Source organism: Bradyrhizobium sp. RDI18, assembly GCF_043203335.1.
Taxonomy (GTDB): domain Bacteria; phylum Pseudomonadota; class Alphaproteobacteria; order Rhizobiales; family Xanthobacteraceae; genus Bradyrhizobium; species Bradyrhizobium retamae.
Genome location: NZ_JBICRN010000008.1, coordinates 1,006,625 through 1,027,774, shown reverse-complemented (window position 1 = coordinate 1,027,774; position 21,150 = coordinate 1,006,625). Strand labels below are relative to the sequence as shown.

Sequence of the window (21,150 nt, the reverse complement as noted above, 5' to 3'; positions counted from 1 at the left end):
GCAAAGTGGAAACCGGTTTTCCGAAAAGATCATGCCCAAACCCAGAGGCCAGATCATGCAGGCGACGCGAGATTTTTCACATTACGTCCGGCATCTCGGATCTGGGTTGTCGCATATCGATCTGGCGGTAGAGGGCGTCAGTTGCGCCGGCTGCATGTCGAAGATCGAGCGCGGCCTTTCCGCCCTTCCCGACGTGACCCTGGCGCGGGTCAACCTCACCGACCGCCGTGTGGCGCTGGAATGGAAGGAGGGGCGCGCTCGACCCGGCGCGTTTATCGACCGGCTGGCCGAGCTCGGCTATAAGGCCTATCCGTTCGAGCCGGTTCGCGCCGAAGCGGTCGAGACGGAGCAGGCGAGCTTCCTGTTGCGCTGCCTCGGCGTCGCCGTCTTTGGTGCGATGAACGTGATGATGCTGTCGATCCCGGTGTGGTCCGGCAACGTCAGCGACATGATTCCGGAACAGCGCGATTTCTTCCACTGGCTCTCGGCGCTGATCGCTCTGCCCGCGGTGGCCTATTCGGGGCAGCCGTTCTTCAGGTCCGCTTTACGCGCCTTGACAGCGCGCAGCACCAATATGGATGTGCCAATCAGCATCGGCATCGTGCTGGCGCTCGCGATGTCGGTAGCGGAAACGATACACCACGCCGAACACGCCTATTTCGACGCGGCGCTGATGTTGCTCGCCTTCCTGCTGGCCGGCCGTTACCTCGACCAGAGCATGCGCCGCAAGACGCGCGCCGTCGCCGGAAACCTGGCGGCGTTGAAAGCGGAAACGGCGACGAAGTTCGTCGGTGCCGACGAAATTAGCGTCGTGCCCATTGCCGCGGTGCGGGCCGGCGACATCGTCCTTCTGCGTCCGGGCGAGCGATCTGCCGTTGACGGCTCCGTGATCGAGGGACAGTCCAAGATCGACCAGAGCCTGATCACCGGCGAAACCTTGCCGGTGAAAGCGGAGCAGGGCACCGCCATCTATGCAGGAACGCTCAATCTTTCCGGCGCGCTGCGGGTGCGGGTGGCGGCGGCTTCCGAAGGTACGCTATTGGCGGAGATCAGCAGGCTGCTCGACAACGCCGTGCAGGCGCGCTCCCGATACGTGCAACTCGCCGACCGGACGTCACGGCTCTATGCCCCCGTCGTGCATGCGACGGCACTCCTGACCATGCTGGGCTGGGCGGCGTTCGGCGCAGGCTGGCACGATGCCATCGTCACCGCGATAGCGGTTCTCATCATCACCTGTCCGTGTGCGCTGGGGCTGGCGATACCGGCGGTGCAGACCGTGGTATCCGGCGCCATGTTCCGGACCGGCGTGCTGCTTAATTCGGGCGACGCGATCGAGCGGCTGGCCGTCGTTGACCGCGTCGTGTTCGACAAGACGGGAACGCTCACTTTGCCGGAGCTCGACGTCACGAATGCCGCTGATGTTCCGCAAGAGGTGTTTGAACTCGCCGGGCGGCTTGCGCTGGCCAGCCATCATCCGGTCGCTGCCGCGGTGGCGCGGGCGGCCGGGACCCGGACGCCGTTGTCCGCGATCGAAGAGGTGGCGGGCCAGGGCGTGCGCGGTTTCGTCAAAGGGCAGGAAGTCCGACTCGGCAGGCCGTCGTTTTGCGGCGCGGACCAGATCGCCAACGAGATCCTGTGCCGGGATCCCGAGGCCTCCGTCGTCGCCTTCCGTCACGGCGAGACGCGGCATGCGTTCGCGGTACGTCAGCGTCTGCGCCCCGACGCTGCCGGCGCAATTGCTGCTCTCCTCAAGGTCGGCATCGCGGTCGAGATATTGTCCGGGGATCGTGAGCCCGCCGTACGCCACGCGGCGCAGTCGCTTGGAATTCACGACTGGCGCGCGGGCGTCACGCCGGCCGATAAGATTGCGCGTATCGATGAACTAAAGCGGCAGGGCGCCAAGGTTCTCATGGTGGGCGATGGCATGAACGACGCGCCGGCGCTGGCCGCGGCGCACGTCTCGATGTCGCCGGTTAGCGCAACTCATCTGAGCCAGGCAACCGCCGATCTGGTGTTCCTCGGCGACCGCCTCGCGCCCGTCGTCGCCGCCATCGGATTTTCCCGCAAGGCACTGCTGCTGATGCGACAGAATCTGTGGCTGGCTGCGGGCTACAATCTCTTTGCCGTGCCGCTTGCGATTGCAGGGCTGGCAACGCCGCTGGTCGCGGCCGCGGCCATGTCGGGTTCGTCGTTGCTGGTAATCTTGAATGCGCTGCGCGCGCATCGCGGCGCAAGAGAGTTCGGCTGATGGAAGTCCTGGTATTTCTCGTGCCGCTGGCGCTGACGCTCGGTCTCATCGGGCTGATGGGATTTCTCTGGTCGCTCAAGAACGGTCAGTACGACGACCTCGACGGGGCAGGTTGGCGGGCGATTGCCGATGACGAGCCTGCTTCCGACAAGCCCGCTCCGTAAATGCCGCCGCAGGGAATTCCAGGTAGCCATTCGCCATAGCCAACAAAATAAAAGTGCCCCGCTACGCTCAGTTGGTACAACCGGCGATGGCGGGGCAGTCTTAGGAGAAAACGGCGAGATCGCCGAATAACGATGCGAGACATCTTTGTCGGGCATCATGTGGGTTTACAATCCATCTGCTTCACGATGTTCGCATTGACATGGATCAACCGCCGGAATTTCGACGGCCGAGGGGTAGGGTCGTCCCGGCGGACGGATCGGAGACGCCGGGCGTCACCCTGACGATGGTCGAGCCCAAGGATACCGAAGTCATCTTCGCGGCGAAGGAATTCGCCGTGGCGACGCGCTTTCGGTTCGCGACCGGTTCGTCGATCGCTGAAAAGAATACCGAGGCAGCCCGGATCCGCTCCGATATTTGAGCTGCCGCAACGTCGATAAGGCGCCAGACCGCCAGATTGCCGAAGTCGATCCCGTCGCGGATCATTTTCGAAGGACGCCCATCATGGAGACGAGCAAGATCAAGGCGGCATTCCTCGGGATAATGCTCGCATCGTTGTGCGCAGTGACAGCTCAAGCGGCCGACCTGACCGTGCGGCACGCCTGGAGCCGGGCGACGCCAAAAGGCGCCCAAGTCGCCGGCGGCTACCTGACGATCGACAACCTCGGCAACACGTCGGACAGACTGCTGTCGGCCCTCAGCGAGGCCGCTCGCAAGGTGGAAATCCATGAGACGATCATGCAGGACGGCATCATGATGATGCGGACCGTCGACGACGGACTGCGGGTGGCGCCGGGCGAGACCATGACCCTTGAGCCCGGCGGGACACACATCATGTTCATCGGTCTCACTTCGCCCTTGAGCGAAGGTCAGCAAGTGCCCGTTTCGTTGTTTTTCGAGCATGCAGGCAAGGTCGATGCGATCTTCGATGTCGGAACCGTGGGCGCGAAAGGCCCTCGACTCCTCCTTGCGTCGACCAGACCCGCGGTACACCCGGTCCTTACGCAAGAACGCGCGTCCGAAAGCTTCTTCACCCACATCTGCGGGACCGAGTTGATGGCGAACGTCACGGTTTCACCAGGGAAATCCGGTCCAGTCGAACTGACCATCCAACTGGAAGATGCCGACGAAAAACCTCTGGTCGCGCAGGCGCTCACGGTAACTCTTTCCAGTCCCGACAAGGAAATCGCGCCGGTCGCGGCGCCAGCCGATCGTATCTCGTCCGATACCTGGAAGGTTCGCATGTCGGCGACCGCTGCGGGAAAATGGTCGCTTGCGCTCAGCGTCCAGACCGTCGGATCCGGAAGGATCGACATCGCCGCCCCGATCCTGATCGAGTGACCAAACGCGAGGCCGGACCGCCGCGAAGCGGGGCACCCGACGTAAGCCGCTGGAGTGACAACGGATGTCGACCCCGACCCATTCCGGCACAGACGAGCGGACGCTTGACGTCCGGCAGATCGAACCCCGATTCCGGCATTCGATCATCATGAAATTGTTCGAGGCGCTCGCCATCGGGCAATCGCTGCAGCTTATCGCCGACCATCGGCCCCGGCCGCTCCAGCACCAGATGGAGCTGCGCTACGGTGCGGCGTGCCGCTGGAGCTACCTGGAAGAAGGGCCTGACGTCTGGAGGCTACGCGTGCGTCGTATCGCCGTCGGCGAGGCGTCGGTTGGCGAAGCCGACGCAAGCGATGGCTAGTTTAGGGACGCCGGACGTGCCGCGAGCAGACCCTCTCAAAGCAGCGGCGCAAACCAGCGGCTCAAACGTCCGCCGGTTGCCCTCGTTCAGTGCGGGAATGGGCCGATGCCGCGGGAGGTTGGCCACTCCCGAGACTGCAAGCCAGTTGGAAAGCTGACGCGAGCTACTTCTTCTTTCCGTCAGCGTCGAACTGTTTGAGGAACGCGATCAGATCATTGGTCCTCTGCTCGTCCTTCAATCCGGCATAGATCATTTTCGTGCCGGAATCTTGGCTTTAGGATCCTTGATGTACTCGCGGAAGGTCGGCTCATCCCAGGTGATGCCGGAATCCTTGTTGGCGGCCGTATAGGAGTAGCCGGGCACGCTGCCCGCTTTGCGGCCTATGATACCGTTAAGAAGGGGTCCAACGCCGTTCTTCGCGGTCTCGCCGATCTGGTGGCAGGCCTTGCACACTGTGAAAACCTTTTCGCCGGCGGCAGCGTCTTGGGCCCTGACTTCACCCGAGCACACAACCGCCAACAGCGCCACGAATACAAATCCTCGCATCCCATTCTCCTCTTCTGGGTCCGCATTCCGTGCGGACCCTCCGTTTTGACCCTCGACTAACGGTTCCTGTTCGCTGGAAAGATCCGAGTCAGGCTCCATAGACAAGCGGATCCCCGCCGACCGTGACCAGCCGAGCCTGCACGCCGGACCGAAGGCCAGCAATTTCCCTGATACGCGAAGCCGGCATGAGGCTGAACGCCGTCGAAAGCGCATCGGCTTCCGTGGCTGTCGGCGCAATGACGCTGATCGTGCGGTACAAAGCGGGACTGCATCCCGTTGCGGGATCGAACAGATGCGTGAACCGTCCGCCGGAATCGAAGCGGAAACCGGCCCCGGCCGAGGTTGCGACCGCGCGATCGACAAGATCGACAGTTTCTGTGACCGCCCTAGGCTCGTCCGGATCGGCAAGCCCGACGCGCCATGGCGCGCCATCGGGCCTCACCCCGATGGCGCGTATCTCGCCCATGTTGACGAGCGTCGTCGATAGCCCGGCCGCGCGCAGCGTGTCCACCACGCGGTCGGTCGCGTATCCCTGGGCGATGCCATTTAGCGTAATTCCGGCGTTGCGCCGGCTGAGGGCGATACGGTCTGCGCTCACAAGCAGGCCACCGCGACCCACCTTCGCCAACGCTTCGGCGAGCATCTGCTGGGATGGCCCTTCCGGATCGGGCTGATCGGACGAGAAATGCTCGGCATAGAGCTGCCATAGCGGCTGGACGGTCGGATCGAACGCCCCGTCAGTCAGTTCGGAAAAGAACAGCGCGGTTTTTAGCAGCGACACCATGTCGGCGTCGGGGGCGGCTAGAACGCCGGTTCGGTTGAGCGTGCAGATCGCCGAATCGGTCCGGTACAGGCTGAACTGCTGTTCGATGCGCCGGACGTTCTGTAGACAAAGCCGCACCAATCTGTCGGCTTCCGATCGGTCCGAGTGAAAGATCTCGATCGATACCTGGGCGCCGAGCGCCGATCCGTTCCAGCGCACGGGAACGCTCGCGCGAGCGGGGCGACCATCGCCGAGAAGCGCCGAACCGGCCGCGGCCGCAACGATTGCTATCATTCGCCGGCGCGTGAGATTTGCGTTTGACATCGGCGATCCTCTCAATGCGTTCGCAGGTTCGCGCTGTCGTTTTCCGTGCGCTCGCCGGGGGCGTCGCTACCCAGCACGTAGGCGCTGGGAATTTGCGCCAAAGTAACGACTTTTCCGCCGTTGGTGGCTGCAAAGGCATCGGCGGCCTCCCGATTTCCGAATGGCACGGCCTCGGCAGTCCCCATGCCGCCCCGCTTACGGCTCTCGATCACAAAGAACGCCTCGCGTGCGTCGATCCAATTCGCCGCTCCCGGGTCCTCCCAGCTTGGCGCTCGCGCCATGTCCGACACGTAGATCGCCTTGATGTCGCGGGGTTGGTCGGGCATCAGCGTAAATGCCACGGTGTCGCGTACGGAGGTGAACCAGAACGGGTCGATCCTGCCCGTGGTGATGATCTGGCCTTTCGGTCCGGGATGTTCGAGCAAGTTCATGCCGCAGAACACGCCCATGGCGTCGCTGGTGAGCGCGACCGGCGGTGGGGGAACCGAATTGGCCGCGTCCTGATTGCATCCGGTCAACAAGACGGTGGCGATAATGGCGGCGAGGATTCGCAAGGTCATAATTCCCTCCGCGCAAAGAATGCGGTCGCAAGCCCGAGCGGCGCCACGATCCAGACGGTCAGTCCGAGCATCAGCGCGCCGACACCAGTGCTCGCGGTGCCGGCAAGCCCGGCCATGCCCGAGAATTGGCTGACGTTGAACCCCGTGAGATTGGCCATCCGGTAGAGGTCGGTCGGATTGAGAAATAGAAGTCCTTCGAGAACGGGTGCGGTGACGATCTGGCCTTGGTCGACCACCAGGATTCCTGAGTAGCGCCATGTCGAAGATGAGCACCATTAGTAGCCAGATTCCCACGCAAGCGCCTGCCGCCGTGCCGCGATCGCGCACCAGGCTGCTGATCAGATACCCGATCGCCACGAATACGGCCCCGAGCATGATCGAGGTGCCGAGCATGGAGGCGAAAGCGTACCAGCTCGCCGCCAGCACCGACGCGCCAGTGATGGCGAGAGCTGCGGCCGCCGCGCCGTAACCAATTATGGTAGCGAAGGCGAGGATCAGCACATGCCCGCAGAACTTGCCGAGGATGACTTGATAACGGCCCACGGGATAGCTCAGCAGCAGGATCATGGTGCCGCGCTCCATCTCGCCCACGACTGCATCGTGCGAGATTAGAAGAGCGATCAGCGGCAACAGAAAGATCGTGAGGCTGGACAGGCTGACGACCACGACATCGAGCGCGCCGGCTCCGACATTGCCGGTCGGTGCGCTTCCCAGGAATGTCAGCGACAGTGAAAGCGCCGCCAGCAGCAGCGTGGTCGCCACGACCCAGCGGTTGCGCAACCCTTCCTTGATTTCCTTAGCCGCAATGATGACGACGTTCCTCACGCGACATTCTCCCGAAGAAAATGGGCATAGAGATCGTCGAGGGTCGGTGCCTCAATCTCGATATTGGTGACGGAGGGATGGCCGGCCGCGACGCGCAACAACTCCATCTTGCTTGCCTCGTCGGGCACTAGCATGATGCGGCCGTGGGCTCGCGACGCTCGCCCCGTTCATGCACGCCGAAGGGACGCTGGCGCCGGGCGCGAGGTCGAGCGAGACCCGGATCGGCAGTCGCGAGATCGAGCGCAAGTCCGCCAGCGTGCCCTGTGCGACCAGAAGGCCGCGGTTCATGATCAAGACATGCTCGGCGCGATCCTCGAGCTCGTTGAGCGCATGCGAGGAGATCAGGACGGTGGCGCCGTCGTCGCGAAGCTCGTTCAGGATTTCGTAGAAGGTCTGGCGGAGCGCCGGGTCGAGGCCGGTGGTCGGCTCGTCCAGCAGCAGCACGCGCGGCCGGCCGAGCAGCGCCTGAGCCAGGCCCAAGCGCTGGCGCATGCCCTTGGAATAGGTCCCGACCTTGCGATCGGCAGCAGCCATCAGGCCGACGCGGTCGAGCAAGGGACACGCCGACGCAGGCTTGATCTGCTTCAACCGCGCGTAGAATGCCAGCGTTTCGCGGCCGGTGAGGGCGGCATTGAACGCGACATTCTCGGGCAGATAGCCGAGCAGGCGGCGTGCGGAGAACTCGCCCGCCGCCGGATCCTCGTTCAGGACGCGGACCGCGCCACGGTCGGCGTGAATGAGGCCAAGCATCAGTTTGATCAGCGTGGTCTTGCCGGCGCCGTTGTGGCCGACGAGGGCGCTGAGGCGTCCTGGAGCAAGGTCGAACGAGACGTTACGCAGCGCCTTTATCGCGCCGTAGCTCTTCTCCACGCCGTTCACGGCGACGGTGACGGTCATCGCAGGCTCCGGCTGGCTGACGGTTTCGGCGGCGGCGCGATCAAGGGACGGGTATCGACGACGCCCCCGGGATAGAGCGCGGGAAACTGCGCCTGCGCCCAGCGCAGCACTTGCACCGCCGGACTGTTGATCAGAACCTTTGCCGACGGCGCGGTCCATAACACCCGATCGACCAGATCGTTGGGGCGATAGGCGGTATCGGCGATGCCGTCGCCATTGAGATCGAACGCCGGGTTGTCGCTCCAGTAATTGCCGCGGCCGCCCTTCGACCAATCGAGATCGCGCGTGCCGACATACTTTACCTGGTTGCGGTTTCCGACAAAGGCGTTGCCCGTGATCTCGTTGCCCTCGGAGCCGGCGGTGAAATGCACACCGATGCCGCAGCGCTCGAACCAATTATTGCGGAATTTGTTGTGGTTGGTGTTGTAAATGAAGACGCATTTCCCCGGTCCGCTGCGGACGTCCTGCGCGGGCCTTGGCTCCGGAACCATGCCGCGCTCTTCGTCCGGACCTTCGTCTCGGCTGCTTGCAATGTTATCGAGCGAGCCGCCGACCACCCAATTGCCGTCGATTTCCGCATAATTGGCGTAGTTGAACAGCAGCCCGTAGTCGCGGTCGCGATCCGAGATGTTGTTACGGATGACGAGCCGGTTCGAATACATGATGGCGTAGCCGACGTGATTGCCGACCGACACGTTGCCGCTCACTTCGCTGTCGTTGGTGTACATGTAATGCACCGCAAATCGGACCTGTTCGAAGTGGTTGTCGATGAAGCGGTCCTTGCGGCTGGTAATCGTGAAGATGCCATCGCGCCCGTACCGGAAAGTATTCTCAGCCACGGTAACGTCAGGTGCATTCCACAGCGAGACACCATTGCCGGCCTCGTTGCGGCGTCCGCCGCGCACGCCTTCGATGAGATTGCGAAGCACGCGCGAACCGGTCGCGCCGTGCACGTAGATTCCAAACAGGTTGCCTTCGAAACGATTGTTTTCGACCAGCGCGCGTTGGGCGGTCTTTTCCAAAAACACGCCCGAATCCATCGCCTGCAGATCGTGGCCCGAACCCTGGATGGTCAGGTCGCGGATCGTGACGTCGGGCGCGGTCACCCTGACGACGCTTCCTGCGCCCCCGCCGTTGAGTACCGCGCCCGGCCGTCCGGTCAGCACCAGGCGCCGTTCGATCCTGATTGCGCCCCTGTATTCGCCAGGCGCGAGCTCGATGATGTCGCCGTCCTGCGCCCGGTCCAGCATAGCTTGCAGCGGCTGCTCCGGCGCAGCCTTCAGCGTCTCCGCAACCGCGAAGCCCGGGATTCCGGCGGCGAAGAGCGCCGCCGGGATGATGCGCAAGAAGCAATGCACTTGTCGTTTCCGTCTCAAACCGACTTTGGTTCGACGAACATGCGGCCCTTCATTTCCATGTGCATGGCATGACAGAACCAGGAGCAATAATACCAGTAGACGCCGGCCTTATCGGCTGAGAACGACACAGACGCCGTCGCCATCGGCGCGACTTCCATAGCCACGCCGTAGTTCACGATGCAGAAGCCGTGCGTCAGATCTTCCACCGCGTCGATATTGGTGACGTAGACGGTGACCTGATCACCCTGCTTAACCTGGAACTGCTCCAGGCCGAATGCCGGCGCGGTAGACGTCATGTAGACCCGCACGTTGTTGCCGTCGCGGACGACCTTGGAGTCGCCCATGAGATCGATACCATCGGCCTTGGCCTGCTTGACCGCGTCGGCAAAGAACGGATCGGCGCGATCCCAGATCGAGATCGGATTGATCTTGGAGCGGTGAACGATCGTTGCGTCATGTGGTTCCGCAAAACTGGGGCCATCATGGACCAGTTTCATCTTGTCGCCGGAAATATCGATCAACTGATCGTTCTCAGGTTTTAGCGGGCCGACATTGAGGAACCGGTCCTTGGAGAACTTGTTGAGCGAGATTAGCCACTTTCCGTCCGCCTCCTTGGTCTGTCCCATCGACGAATGGTTGTGGCCGGGCTGATAGTGCACGTCGAGCTTCTGAACGATCGGATCGACCTTTTCGCCCTTGAAGGCTCGCTTTGCGATATCGATGTTCCACTTGCAGACCTGGCTGTCGAGGAACAGCGTCGTGTAGGCATTGCCCTTGCCGTCATAGGCGGTGTGCAACGGTCCGAGACCGAGTTCGGGCTCGGCCACAACGACATCGCGCGGCTTGATCTTGTCATCGAACAACTGATCCACCAGTCGCACGTCGATCACCGTGCAGGTCGGCGCGAGCTTTCCATTCGCCACGACATGGATGCCGTCCGGTGCGGTGTTGATGCCGTGCGGGCTATTGGAGACCGGGACATAGCGTGTATAGGGCGAGCCCTTGCGGCCATCGATCACCGGCACGCCGTTCATTTCCTTGAAGTCGCCCTTCTTCACCGCTTCTTCGATGCGCTTGATGTTGAAGATAGTGACCCAGTCCTGCTCGTTGGCAGTCATTTCGGCGAGCGTGACGCCTTCTTCCGAATTGTAACAGGTGGCGAAAGCGTACTTGCCCTGGTAGTCGGCATCGACATTGTCCAGATTGCCGCTGACGATCACCTGCCAGGCAACCTTCATGGTATCGCCGTCGATCGCGCTGAAGATCGAACGATACTGTTTGGCGTCGTCAAGAATCTTGCCGTCGTTGGGCAAGGGCACCCCCATCCTCGCCGTTGGCGAACACATAACCGGTGCGCGGATATTTCTGCAGCCGCAGGCCGTGAACCGTATGCTGGTTCGGTATTTCGATGATCTTGTCGCACTTCATGACGTCAAGCCTCACCCGCGCCACGCGGCTGTTGGCCTTGTCGTTCATGAAGGCGTAGCGGCCGTCGTAGGTGCCGTCCGTAAACGAAATATGCGGGTGATGCAGGTCGCCGTTCATGTAGGTGCCGCCGCGGTTCTTGACAAACTCGCGGGTCGCCGGCGTCATTCCTTCGGTTAGAACCTTCAGGCTTTCGTTGGTCTGGCCCCACCCGGTGGCGCTGCAGCGGTTGAATACCGGAACGCGCATCAACTCGCGCATCGACGGAAGACCGATGATGCGCATCTCGCCGGACTGGCCGCTTGAGAAGAAGACATAGTATTCGTCGAGCTCGCCCGGGTGTACTTCGGCCTTCTGCACGACCGCTGGCCTTGCGGCGGGCGCCTTTGCCGGCGCTGTCTTGGTTTGCGCGTCAGCGGTCGTGATCACGCCATCAGTGTTGAGCGCAACGCCGCCGGCGAGACCTACGCCCGCGGCAGCTGCAGTCGTTCCAAGCAAGGTGCGTCGGCTGACGCCTTTTCCGTTCTCGTTGTCGCTCATGATATGCCTCCTCGGCTTTCGGTCTTCAGGTTGCAGGTGGAGTGATGGTATCGACCGGTGACGTGCCGATGGGTTTCCCCCGGCGGTGATGACCGTGTTGGGACCTTTGCCGCCCGGGCGCATCGAAGGCGACGACATGGCCATCCGCTTCTCGCGCTTCAACCGCACCTGGATCATGTGCGGGCAGCGGTGATCGTCGAAGTAGAGCTCCTGGCAGTGCATGCAGTAGATGCACTCGTTGACGTTGATGTGCCCCTCCGGATGGATCGCCTGGACCGGACACTCGTTGGCGCAGCGCTGACAGGGCGAGCCGCATTCCGGCCAGCGCCGCAGCCACTCGAACATCCGGATGCGGCCGGGAATTGCCAGCGCCGCGCCGAGCGGGCACATGTAGCGGCAGAAGAAGCGCTCGACGAACAACCCCGCCGCGAGCAGCGTCAGGGCGTAGACGACGAACGGCCATTCGCGCGCGAATTTCAAGATGATCGAAGTCTTGAACGGCTCGACCTCGGCGAGTTGCTCGGCGAACGCGGTCGAGTAGAGCGACATGCCGAACAAGCCGAGGAAAATGATGTATTTGATCGGCCACAGCCGTTCGTGAAGGCCCCAGGGCACTCGGTATTGCGGGACCTTGAGCGCTTGCGCGACGTTGTTGAGCAATTCCTGCAGGGCACCGAACGGACAGAGCCAGCCGCAGAACGGACCGCGTCCCCAGAACAAGAGCCCCGCCGCGATCGATGCCCAGAGCAGGAAAATCAGCGGAGCGGACAGGAAGTATTCCCAACTGAAACCTGTCAGCAACGAGTTGACGAAGGTTAGAACGTTGACCACGGAAAGCTGCGCGTTCGCGTACCAGCCCAGCCAAACGAGGATGAACAGCAGATAGCCTCGACGGACCCAAGTGTACATGGTCGGGCGACGCACCAGGAAATTCTGGAAAAAGAAGATCAGTGTGAGGGCGCCCAGTGCGGCGACCGCAATACCGATCTTGACGGTGTCGCCGCGCCAGATTTTCATCCACAGCGGCTCGTCTTCTCCACTGGCGGGCATGCCGCTGTCGCCCGCCGCCGGAACGGCCGGTGCGGCCGGACTCTTGGTGGTGGCGGAAGCTTGCGCTGACGGCGCTGGCGCCGCTTGCTGCACCGCCGGTGCCGCCTCACGCTTCAGGTAGGAGTCCGGAAGCGTATAGCCGAGATCGAACGTAACCCACGCCTTATCCCGGGCACCGACAACGCGCTGCACCAGCAGTTGCAGCGTCCATGGCTCGGTCGGATCGAGCGTGAACTCGGGCGGCACGGTGAACAGCGCGACTTCCGGAAAATCGGGGGCGCCCTCGGCGAGAACACTTCCAAGCCGCGTGTGATCGCGGTCGCGGAAGCGGACACTGTTGGTCTCCTGGACCAACTCGATGCGGTCGAATATCCCGCCCCGGACGTAGGCGGCTCCCTTGAAAGAGTAACGGCCGGATCCGGCGACGACCAGCGCCTGCTGCCCGGGTTTCAGCCGACCGGCCAGACGGTTGTAGCCTTCGTCCCCGAGCAGACTGCGGCCGATGGTCGGCACCGCCACGTCGGCGACGTAGAGGTCGATGAAGGTGTCGTCCGGATCGCCTTCCTCCGGATGCGCCATCGCAGCCGCATTGCCGGTCTTTTCGAAAGCCTTGTTTACGTCCGCCACCGAAACGAGCAGTCTCCGGACGGAGCCGTCACCGACGAGACTCTCCCAGTCGCGGATCTCGCTTTTCGCCGGATCGATGGTTTTCGACGCTTGCGGCGCCACGCTGGCCGCTGCACTGCCCTGGTTGCTGAGCCGACCGCTCCGGATCAGCTTCGTCGCGGAGCGGACAACGCTGTCGCCCATCACCAATACGGTCACCGTTGCCCCGCTGACGATATCGACTTGCGGGGCGGGTACAGTTCCGCGTGCGACGCGATCCATATCGACGCCGATCAATTTATTGACAGCTTCCAGAATGCGCTTCTCTGGAATGCCGACCAGAACGATCGGTTCCTTGTGCTCGACGAGTCTCAGTCCCGTCAGCACGCCCTTCGGATCGATGCCGACCACAAGCTGGATTGGCTTGCCGGAATAGCCGGTCGCGTTGGCGAAGTCCGAATTCAGATAGACGAAACCCTGCATCTGGTCGCCGCGGTAGACGGGAATGATGGGAGGATCGCCCTGTGGCGGACCGAAGCGATCGGCCCCGGGAAAGAAATCGGCCGGGGCAACCTTTGGCAGATACGAAGCGAGACCACCGGCGGCCAACGCCGCCTGCGTCCATAGCAACACGCATAGCGAGAGAACGGCAGCCAGATTCAGGCCGGCTGCACGTCGTTCGGAAGCGGCGAAAGGACTCCGGGCCATGGAAACCTCAAAGTGGAATGGCCCGCCCCGAGGGACGACTATTCCATCGAGTCTTGAAGATGTCGGGATGTCGCTGCTGACAGCTCCAACTAGACAGTTAGTCGATCGAAATTGACTCCCGATCAGGTGACCTGTCTAGTCCGAACAAAGTCGGTTGAGTTTGCGCCAGCGCAAACAAGTCCCACGCGGTTGGACTCAAGTTATCCGCACAAGGTGGATCAACGTCCAGGAACCATGCAGGTGGATCATGCCACTGTTGCGAACGTCGCTCCTGAAATCCGAACCCGCGGGAACTCTTCAATCCCTCGGCGAGCTATTCGCTCTTGCGAACGCGATGGAACAGGAAGCGGCGGACAGATACACCGGCCTTGCCGCTGAAATGCAGCGCCAGGAAAAGCTCGATCTGGCCACGGTTTTCGCCGAGCTCGCGGCCGCAGAGCGCGAGCACGTCGATAGTGTGGCGCGCTGGTCGCAATCCCGTCTCGGCAAGGACCCCGATCCCGCCATGGTGCGCTGGGAAGCGCCCGAAACATTCGACAGCGAGACCGCGGCGGAAATTGCGACCTCTCGGCTGATGACGCCCTACCGCGCGCTCTCAATGGCGGTGCGCAATGAGGAGCGCGCTTTCGCATTCTGGTCCTACATAGCTGGATTTGCTGAAGACCCTGAGATCAAGAAGGCCGCCGAAGCAATGGCGCGGGAGGAATTGGGGCATGTCGCTATCTTGCGAAAGGAGCGGCGGCGCGCGTATCACAGCGAGCACGACAGAACGCGCGCAGGCCAGCAGGCCAACGCCGGCATCGTGGATGCCGCGGCGCTGGAACGTTGTCTGGCAATCCACCTGGCCGGTCTGGAACGTCGTGTCGAAGGTGAATCCGTCAATCGAGCGCGCGAGCTCCATCGGGAGACGGTAGAAATGTCGGCGCTCGCCGCAGGATTTGGACAATTTCCTGCCGGCCTTGAACAACGCGATGCGCAAGCCGTCGCCGAGGCTCTGGCCGATGCCTATCTGGATGGCGCTGAGAGGTCGGAAGAGCCCGGCCGTCTTGAATCCCTGCAGCAGCTTGCAGAGCGCGCGATCGCCCGCCTGGCCTGGCTGCGGGCGTTGACGTGAGCAGCTTCTGCCGACGCCGACCGAAGGGGCGTCGGTGCCCGACCTGAGGCGGCCGTTGCAGGTCAGGCGCAAAATTTTCCGCGCCTGCTCTGGCACCATCCACGAAAAGCGTCTCGTAGTTTGCGCCACGACAAAGAAGGCGGAGCATCTCCTGCCCATCGTGAGCCTTAAGCAAGAAGCGTCGCGGCGAGGAAACCAATGACCGGTATGTCGGGTCCAACACTGCACCTGAACCGGCTCGGTTACATTTCCAGGTCTGCTGAAACTTGAAAATGGTCCCGCCGCTAAATTGCGGGCTGGCTCCTTTTCGAACATGGACTCCGTGGCACCTGATGGAGGAAGGAAAGCGTCGTCATGCCTTTGGATTTCGATCATCGGCAATGCCCGAACTGTGCCGGCCGCACCATGCGTCTGATGCAGGTCCAGCCGCACCGCCCCGACGGCGAAGACGGGTACGAGCGGCATGTTTACCACTGCCCGGAATGTGCGAACGTCAGCCGGTTCGTCTTCGAAGCGCCGTCGAGACAAGCAACGGCGTCCTTCCGATAAGTGCCGGCAATCGCCGGTCGATAGCAGCTTTCGGATGTTTGCATGCGGATCCCAAAGTCCAATGTTTGACCTAGATCAAATTCGCTACGCTGGATGACCATAACCTTTGTAGCGGAGGACGACATGAGAGGGATGAGGGAACATCCGCGCGAGTATCATGCGGCGCGCGTCGAAGCCGCGATCGGCTCCGGCCAGGCCGCAAAATCCGCGTTGGTTGCCTCCTGGCGACGCTCTTCCCGATTGCACCGGCTCGATCCTTCGGGCGCCCGGCCGCCGCTTCGGCTAACGGAACCAGAGCTGCGGCAGAAGACCGGAAGAGGTGGGCCGCTAATTCGCGCAGCGCAGCCCGCGATGGATCGGCTTTATCAGGCCGTAGGCGCCGTCGGCTGCTGCGTCCTGCTGGCCGGTCGCGACGGCGTGCCGATCGACCGTCGCGGTGCTCCCGCCGACGATGCTACATTCGAGTCATGGGGGCTGTGGACCGGCTCGCTATGGAGCGAGGAGCACGAGGGCACCAACGGCATTGGCACCTGTCTGGTCGAACAGCGCGGGCTGACCATAGCCCGCGATCAGCATTTCTTCACCCGCAACACGCTACTGAGTTGCACGGCGGTTCCGATCTACGACGAGCATGCAACGCTTGTCGGTGTGCTCGACGTTTCCTCCTGCCGCGCCGACCATACCGATGCATTCGCCAGTTTGATCGCGCTGGCGGCCGGTGAAGCGGCGCGGCGAACCGAGGCAGAACTGTTCCGCGCCGCCTTCGCCAAGGCGCGGATCATGCTGACGCCGTCGACGGAGGTGCATGGCGGCGGATTGCTGGCGATCGACGGCGACGACCTCGTCATCGGCGCGACGCGTTCGGCACGGCTGGCGTTGGGCCTCGCGCCCGATCGCGCGCTGCGGCCGGTTCCGGCTACGGACCTGCTCTGCGGTCTGGAAGGGCGCCAGGAGGAACTCGGTGATGCGCAGCGCGCGGTACTACAGCGGGCGCTCACGCGCGCGCAAGGCAATGTCTCGGCGGCGGCAAAGGCGCTTGGCGTCAGCCGCGCCACCCTGCATCGAAAGCTGAAGCGCTTCGACCTCAAGCCGCACTGACTGGCCGTTTACTCCCACGACCGTCCTCCGGAATGAAACGCGGTGGTCCCGCGCCTTGAGTGTCGCAAATCTGCGACAGGTTGGTGAGGGCATCGGAAGCCACCCCGCTGACATTTTTCGCCTCTTCCCACATGCTTTTCACGACATCGCAGGGCAAGCACCGCGATGTTCAGCAACCAAGGCAACAGCAAACAGCGGGAGTGAATCATGAACAAGCCGGAATTCCTCGCGACCTCGAACAATCCCTTTGCCGAGCGCTATGACAATTTCATCGGCGGAAAATGGACCGCGCCCCGGTCAGGCAAATATTTCGACAACGCCTCGCCGGTGACCGGCCAGGTGGTCTGCAAGATCGCGCGCTCCGACGCGGCAGACGTCGAGGCTGCACTCGACGCGGCGCATGCGGCCAAGGACGCCTGGGGCCGCACCACAGCGTCGTCGAACGCGCTATCATCCTCAACCGCATCGCCGATCGAATGGAGGCCAACCTTGAAAAAGTTGGCAGTGGCCGAGACCTGGGACAACGGCAAGCCGATCCGCGAGACTCGAGCCGCCGACCTGCCGCTGGCGATCGACCACTTCCGCTATTTCGCCGGCGTCGTACGCGGCCAGGAGGGCAGCCTCGCCGAAATCGATCAGGACACCGTCGCGTATCACTTCCACGAACCGCTCGGCGTCGTCGGCCAGATCATTCCCTGGAACTTCCCGTTGCTGATGGCGTGCTGGAAAATGGCGCCCGCCCTGGCGGCCGGCAATTGCGTCGTGCTGAAGCCGGCGGAACAGACGCCGGCCTCGATCATGGTGTGGATCGACCTAGTCGGCGATCTTCTGCCGCCCGGCGTACTGAACATCGTCAATGGCTTTGGTCTCGAGGCCGGCAAGCCGCTGGCGTCGAGCCCGCGTATTTCCAAGATCGCCTTTACCGGCGAGACCTCGACGGGGCGGCTGATCATGCAGTACGCCAGCCAGAACCTGATTCCGGTCACGCTCGAACTGGGCGGCAAATCGCCGAACATCTTTTTCCAGGATGTCACCGCCGAAGACGACGATTTCTTCGACAAGGCGATCGAAGGCTTTGTCATGTTCGCGCTGAACCAAGGCGAGGTCTGCACCTGTCCGAGCCGGGCGCTGGTCCATGAATCGATCTACGAGCGCTTCATGGCGCGCGCGTTGGATCGTGTTGCCGCCATCAAGCAGGGCGACCCGCGCAGTCCCGCGACCATGATCGGTGCTCAGGCCTCGAGCGAGCAAATGGAGAAAATTCTTTCCTATATCGACATCGGCAAGCGGGAAGGCGCCCAATTGCTGACGGGTGGTGCCCGTGCCGACCTTGGCGGCGATCTGGCGGGCGGGTTCTACATCCAGCCGACCGTCTTCCACGGCAACAACAAGATGCGGATCTTCCAGGAAGAGATCTTCGGTCCCGTGGTGTCGGTGACGACCTTCAAGACCGATGAGGAGGCGCTGGCGATCGCCAACGACACACTGTACGGCCTTGGCGCGGGCGTCTGGAGCCGCGATGCCAATCGCTGCTACCGGTTCGGGCGCGCGATCCAGGCCGGGCGGGTCTGGACCAACTGCTACCACGCCTATCCGGCCCACGCGGCGTTCGGGGGCTACAAGCAGTCGGGCATCGGCCGCGAGACTCACAAGATGATGCTCGACCACTACCAGCAGACCAAGAATCTTCTGGTCAGCTATAGCGCGAAGAAGCTCGGCTTCTTCTGACGCCGATATAGGCGGCGCGGGGTGGAAGCGAAGCCAGCTTCCGCCCGCGTCCAGCCTTCGTCTGCCACGAGAGGCGCGTCATGTAGGAAGGCGACGCCGGAGCCTTGGAGAGGGAGGCGAGTGCGAAATATCTGGACGCCGGAATGTCTCTTCTTTCGAATTTGATGTCGCGCAATGTGGGTCGTTGCAAATGCACTAGAATCGAGACGACCTCGAAGAAGGTGCCGAGCACCTGCGGGTAGCTCTCGCGAACCGAATGTCTCACGCACAATGCTCGCTGCATTTGACGTTTGTCGCAAAGTAGATGTGAATGCTCCCACGCCCTGGCGACTTGGCTGAACGTATGTCCGGTATCCGCCTGCCACAAACATTCAGATTGCCGACTAGCGCAGCACGCAGCAAGGCGCGCGAGATCATCAATCAGCTTCCGCGGGGCGGATTCATATCCATCGTCGAGAATTGGCGACAACTCCCCGACGGTCAGATCGAATTTACGATGCGCCACCTGCCGACTGCGGACTGAGCCCATCTGGTAAGGTTGAGCCGTCATTGTGTGACGGAAACATTTCACGACTTGTACTCGCAGGCCGTGCTCAAGTGAGCTGCCACGCGGCCAAGTCGGCGCGCCAGACCGTCGTGAAGCCTCCGTCGATCGCCCAGCTGACTTCACCCTTGAACGGGATCCATCGGGAGCAATGCAGCCGGTAGTCCGAAAAACGGCCGCGCCATGCCCGCTCGACGAAGCGACCGTCCTCCAGGCGGGGCCGATCCATGGCGGACACCCCGCCGATCCGACCCTCGGCGTCGAGGTCGAGATCGACGTTGAAGCGGCCAAACGGTGAGGATTGGTGCACGCTGACTCCACGCGTGCGAACGGTCCACTGGAGTGACGTGTTGCGAACGATCACGTCGGGCGCCCAAGGGATTTCCGCCAGGTACCGTATCACCTGGCCTTTCCGAAGGGCGGCTTCGTCGAACGGACTCCGGGCCAGCGGAAATATTCCGAATAGCCGAAGTTCGGAACGGGCACTGCGCTGGGACAGTTGGTCGACGATCGTGAGACACGACAGTGGACCCGTCCGTGCGCGCCAGTCGAACGCGGTGGTCGCAAGCTCGATTGTATCGGTGGCCGAGAACCGCATCCAGGGCTTGCCCGGCCCTTCCGTCATCGTCCCGTATTGGGTGAGGTGCACCCTGTCGGGCTTGCCGTCAGCGCCGAGCCGACTTGCAAGGGCGGCGACCTCCGCCGGGAGAATCGTATCCGACATGGTTACCTTCATATCCCAGACGTCTCCAGGGATGGTCTTCACGCTCGGCTCCCCTGAACCGGGTGCGTCAAGGCGCCTGGCGGACGGCTTGTGTGAAAAACGCTTGGGCCTCAAACGGCTCGACTGTGCGCACCAGGGGTACGTGCCAGGTGTGCGTCGAAGGTCGACGCCACGCTGCGCACCAGAAACCTTGTCTCCTGGTTTACCTTCAGAACGTCACTCTCCATGCTGACCACACCGTCATCCAGCAGTCGCCCGAACCGATCCCGGTCAACCACGGCAGCTTCAGGATTTCGGCCGTGGCTGCGCGATACGCGACGAAGGTCGACGGCGAAATCGCACATGATCCGCTCGATGATGTCGGCGCGAAACCTGTCGTCCTCGGTGAATGAGTAACCCTTCATCGTGGCCAAGCGGCCGTCCGCCATGCGTTGCAGATAGTCGCGCGTCGAGACGGCGTTCTGGACGAAGCCTTGCGGCAGGCTTCCTATCGCGCTGGCGCCGAGGCCGACGAGGACGTCGCTGCCATCGTCGGTGTAGCCCTGAAAATTCCTTTTCAGCCGTCCCTCGCGCTGCGCGAGCACCATGCCGTCACTCGGCAAGGCGAAGTGATCCAATCCGATGCGGACATAGCCGGCGGATTCGAGCGCATTGGCGATAGCTTCGGACTGCAAATGGCGCTCCAGGCTGTCGGGAAGGACGGCCTCATCGATTTTGCGCTGATGCTTCTTGAACGAGGGGACGTGAGCATATCCGAAGACGGAGAAACGATCGGGGCGCAACTCGACGCAGCGGGCCACGGTCGACAGACACGATCTCGACCGTCTGATGCGGAAGCCCGTAGATCAGATCGAAATTGAGGCCGCGAACGCCCACCTGGCGGAGCCGGCACGCAGCGGTCGCCGTCTGTTCGAAGCTTTGAACGCGATTGATCGCGCGCTGCACCTTTGGATCGAAGCTCTGAACGCCGAGACTGGCCCGAGTGACACCGCAATAGCCCAACGCCTGCGTCATCGGCTCGCTCAAGGTACGGGGGTCAATCTCCACAGCGATTTCGGCCTCCGGGACGACGAAGTAGGAGTGCCGCAGCGCACCAATCAAATCCAGGAAAAGTTCAGGCGACATGATCGTAGGAGTTCCGCCGCCGAAGTGAATATGCGTCACGCGTGCGCGATGCCGAACGGCGTCTGCCACCAATTGAGCTTCGCAGCGAAGCGCCGCCGCGTACGCCGCGATCGGCTCGTTCCGTCGGGTGACGGATGTGTGGCAGCCACAGTACCAGCACATGGAGCGACAGAATGGGACGTGCAGATAGAGCGACGCCGACTGGCGCGGGCTGAGGGATTCAAGCCAGTTGCGGTATGTATTGTCGTTGACAGCCGGCGAGAAATGCGGGGCAGTGGGATAGCTGGTGTAACGCGGCAGGCGTTCCTGACCATAGCACGTCGCAAGTTCCGCCCGCATATTCTCATCCTTTGCATGGACCGGGACCGAGGATAGCGACGCCTGGCGGTTAGAACCTTGCGCCATCTCAACCTCGAGAGCGATGACGGATGGCCGACCCCTGCGAGAGATGAAGTTCGTTCGATTACCCGCACCGAGAAAACAGAGACTAGCCGTCGTTTCCTGCCACCTCCGACGCACCGACAGGCCACGCGAGATCGCGCGCCGTCGAGCAC

At 62.5% G+C, this 21,150-nt stretch carries 13 protein-coding genes and 6 pseudogenes; 9 read left to right on the top strand and 10 right to left on the bottom strand.

The window, feature by feature from the left end; all coding sequences use genetic code 11:
- Positions 1 to 55 precede the first annotated feature (55 nt).
- From ACFXS9_RS13710 to ACFXS9_RS13690, 5 genes are all read left to right on the top strand, one after another.
- Entirely contained in the window at positions 56 to 2,248 is a 2,193-nt protein-coding gene (locus ACFXS9_RS13710) for a heavy metal translocating P-type ATPase (protein WP_392699764.1), read from the top strand.
- Positions 2,248 to 2,412 (top strand): cbb3-type cytochrome oxidase assembly protein CcoS, encoded by a 165-nt coding sequence (gene ccoS, locus ACFXS9_RS13705; protein WP_392689622.1) that lies wholly within the window; start codon positions 2,248 to 2,250, stop codon positions 2,410 to 2,412. The genes ACFXS9_RS13710 and ccoS overlap by 1 nt, the downstream gene beginning before the upstream one ends.
- 200 nt (positions 2,413 to 2,612) lie before the next feature.
- Entirely contained in the window at positions 2,613 to 2,831 is a 219-nt protein-coding gene (locus ACFXS9_RS13700) for a hypothetical protein (RefSeq protein WP_392689620.1), read from the top strand.
- Positions 2,832 to 2,914: 83 nt separating this feature from the next.
- On the top strand, positions 2,915 to 3,751 hold the full coding sequence (locus ACFXS9_RS13695) for a copper chaperone PCu(A)C (RefSeq protein WP_392689618.1): 837 nt from the start codon (positions 2,915 to 2,917) through the stop codon (positions 3,749 to 3,751).
- Positions 3,752 to 3,815: 64 nt separating this feature from the next.
- Positions 3,816 to 4,112 (top strand): DUF2249 domain-containing protein, encoded by a 297-nt coding sequence (locus ACFXS9_RS13690; RefSeq protein ID WP_392689617.1) that lies wholly within the window; start codon positions 3,816 to 3,818, stop codon positions 4,110 to 4,112.
- Positions 4,113 to 4,275: 163 nt separating this feature from the next.
- Here ACFXS9_RS13690 and ACFXS9_RS13685 read toward each other — a convergent pair.
- The 8 genes and pseudogenes from ACFXS9_RS13685 to ACFXS9_RS13650 all read right to left on the bottom strand — a co-directional run.
- A pseudogene (locus ACFXS9_RS13685) lies at positions 4,276 to 4,658 on the bottom strand (c-type cytochrome).
- 88 nt (positions 4,659 to 4,746) lie between these two features.
- Positions 4,747 to 5,745 (bottom strand): FAD:protein FMN transferase, encoded by a 999-nt coding sequence (locus ACFXS9_RS13680; RefSeq protein ID WP_392689615.1) that lies wholly within the window; start codon positions 5,743 to 5,745, stop codon positions 4,747 to 4,749.
- Between the two features lie 11 nt (positions 5,746 to 5,756).
- Positions 5,757 to 6,305: a nitrous oxide reductase accessory protein NosL gene (locus ACFXS9_RS13675; RefSeq protein ID WP_392689613.1), complete on the bottom strand. Its 549-nt coding sequence runs from the start codon at positions 6,303 to 6,305 to the stop codon at positions 5,757 to 5,759.
- Positions 6,302 to 7,130: pseudogene (locus tag ACFXS9_RS13670) on the bottom strand (ABC transporter permease subunit). The gene ACFXS9_RS13675 and the pseudogene ACFXS9_RS13670 overlap by 4 nt, the downstream one beginning before the upstream one ends.
- Positions 7,127 to 8,027: pseudogene (locus ACFXS9_RS13665) on the bottom strand (ABC transporter ATP-binding protein). Before ACFXS9_RS13665 ends, ACFXS9_RS13670 begins: the two co-directional pseudogenes overlap by 4 nt.
- Complete coding sequence (locus ACFXS9_RS13660) at positions 8,024 to 9,385, bottom strand: nitrous oxide reductase family maturation protein NosD (protein WP_392689611.1); 1,362 nt, start codon at positions 9,383 to 9,385, stop codon at positions 8,024 to 8,026. The pseudogene ACFXS9_RS13665 and the gene ACFXS9_RS13660 overlap by 4 nt, the downstream one beginning before the upstream one ends.
- 14 nt (positions 9,386 to 9,399) lie before the next feature.
- Positions 9,400 to 11,350, bottom strand: a pseudogene (gene nosZ, locus ACFXS9_RS13655) (TAT-dependent nitrous-oxide reductase).
- A gap of 63 nt (positions 11,351 to 11,413) precedes the next feature.
- A pseudogene (locus ACFXS9_RS13650) lies at positions 11,414 to 13,714 on the bottom strand (4Fe-4S binding protein); the annotation flags it as partial.
- 247 nt (positions 13,715 to 13,961) lie between these two features.
- On the opposite strand from ACFXS9_RS13650, the gene ACFXS9_RS13645 reads away from it, so the two are divergent.
- The 4 genes from ACFXS9_RS13645 to ACFXS9_RS13630 all read left to right on the top strand — a co-directional run bounded on the left by ACFXS9_RS13645 (position 13,962) and on the right by ACFXS9_RS13630 (position 18,726).
- On the top strand, positions 13,962 to 14,828 hold the full coding sequence (locus tag ACFXS9_RS13645; protein ID WP_392689609.1) for a ferritin family protein: 867 nt from the start codon (positions 13,962 to 13,964) through the stop codon (positions 14,826 to 14,828).
- A gap of 681 nt (positions 14,829 to 15,509) precedes the next feature.
- Positions 15,510 to 16,475: a GAF domain-containing protein gene (locus ACFXS9_RS13640; RefSeq protein WP_392699762.1), complete on the top strand. Its 966-nt coding sequence runs from the start codon at positions 15,510 to 15,512 to the stop codon at positions 16,473 to 16,475.
- A gap of 207 nt (positions 16,476 to 16,682) precedes the next feature.
- Positions 16,683 to 18,203, top strand: coding sequence for an aldehyde dehydrogenase (adh, locus tag ACFXS9_RS13635; RefSeq protein ID WP_392689607.1), 1,521 nt, complete (start codon positions 16,683 to 16,685; stop codon positions 18,201 to 18,203).
- Positions 18,204 to 18,513: 310 nt separating this feature from the next.
- Positions 18,514 to 18,726, top strand: coding sequence for a hypothetical protein (locus ACFXS9_RS13630; RefSeq protein WP_392689605.1), 213 nt, complete (start codon positions 18,514 to 18,516; stop codon positions 18,724 to 18,726).
- A 70-nt stretch (positions 18,727 to 18,796) separates the two neighbouring features.
- On the opposite strand, the gene ACFXS9_RS13625 is transcribed toward ACFXS9_RS13630, so the two are convergent.
- Together ACFXS9_RS13625 and hemN are read right to left on the bottom strand one after the other, a co-directional pair.
- Positions 18,797 to 19,513: a DUF6544 family protein gene (locus ACFXS9_RS13625; RefSeq protein WP_392689603.1), complete on the bottom strand. Its 717-nt coding sequence runs from the start codon at positions 19,511 to 19,513 to the stop codon at positions 18,797 to 18,799.
- A gap of 68 nt (positions 19,514 to 19,581) precedes the next feature.
- Positions 19,582 to 20,935, bottom strand: a pseudogene (hemN, locus tag ACFXS9_RS13620) (oxygen-independent coproporphyrinogen III oxidase).
- Between the last annotated feature and the right edge of the window lie 215 nt (positions 20,936 to 21,150).

Coding starts and splice junctions, on each gene's coding strand:
- ACFXS9_RS13710 (WP_392699764.1), top strand. CDS start 56: ATGCAGGCGACGCGAGATTTTTCACATTACGTCCGGCATCTCGGATCT.
- ACFXS9_RS13675 (WP_392689613.1), bottom strand. CDS start 6,305: ATGACCTTGCGAATCCTCGCCGCCATTATCGCCACCGTCTTGTTGACC.
- ACFXS9_RS13630 (WP_392689605.1), top strand. CDS start 18,514: ATGCTCCCACGCCCTGGCGACTTGGCTGAACGTATGTCCGGTATCCGC.
- adh (WP_392689607.1), top strand. CDS start 16,683: ATGAACAAGCCGGAATTCCTCGCGACCTCGAACAATCCCTTTGCCGAG.
- ACFXS9_RS13700 (WP_392689620.1), top strand. CDS start 2,613: ATGGATCAACCGCCGGAATTTCGACGGCCGAGGGGTAGGGTCGTCCCG.
- ACFXS9_RS13640 (WP_392699762.1), top strand. CDS start 15,510: ATGAGGGAACATCCGCGCGAGTATCATGCGGCGCGCGTCGAAGCCGCG.
- ACFXS9_RS13690 (WP_392689617.1), top strand. CDS start 3,816: ATGTCGACCCCGACCCATTCCGGCACAGACGAGCGGACGCTTGACGTC.
- ACFXS9_RS13680 (WP_392689615.1), bottom strand. CDS start 5,745: ATGTCAAACGCAAATCTCACGCGCCGGCGAATGATAGCAATCGTTGCG.
- ACFXS9_RS13645 (WP_392689609.1), top strand. CDS start 13,962: ATGCCACTGTTGCGAACGTCGCTCCTGAAATCCGAACCCGCGGGAACT.
- ccoS (WP_392689622.1), top strand. CDS start 2,248: ATGGAAGTCCTGGTATTTCTCGTGCCGCTGGCGCTGACGCTCGGTCTC.
- ACFXS9_RS13695 (WP_392689618.1), top strand. CDS start 2,915: ATGGAGACGAGCAAGATCAAGGCGGCATTCCTCGGGATAATGCTCGCA.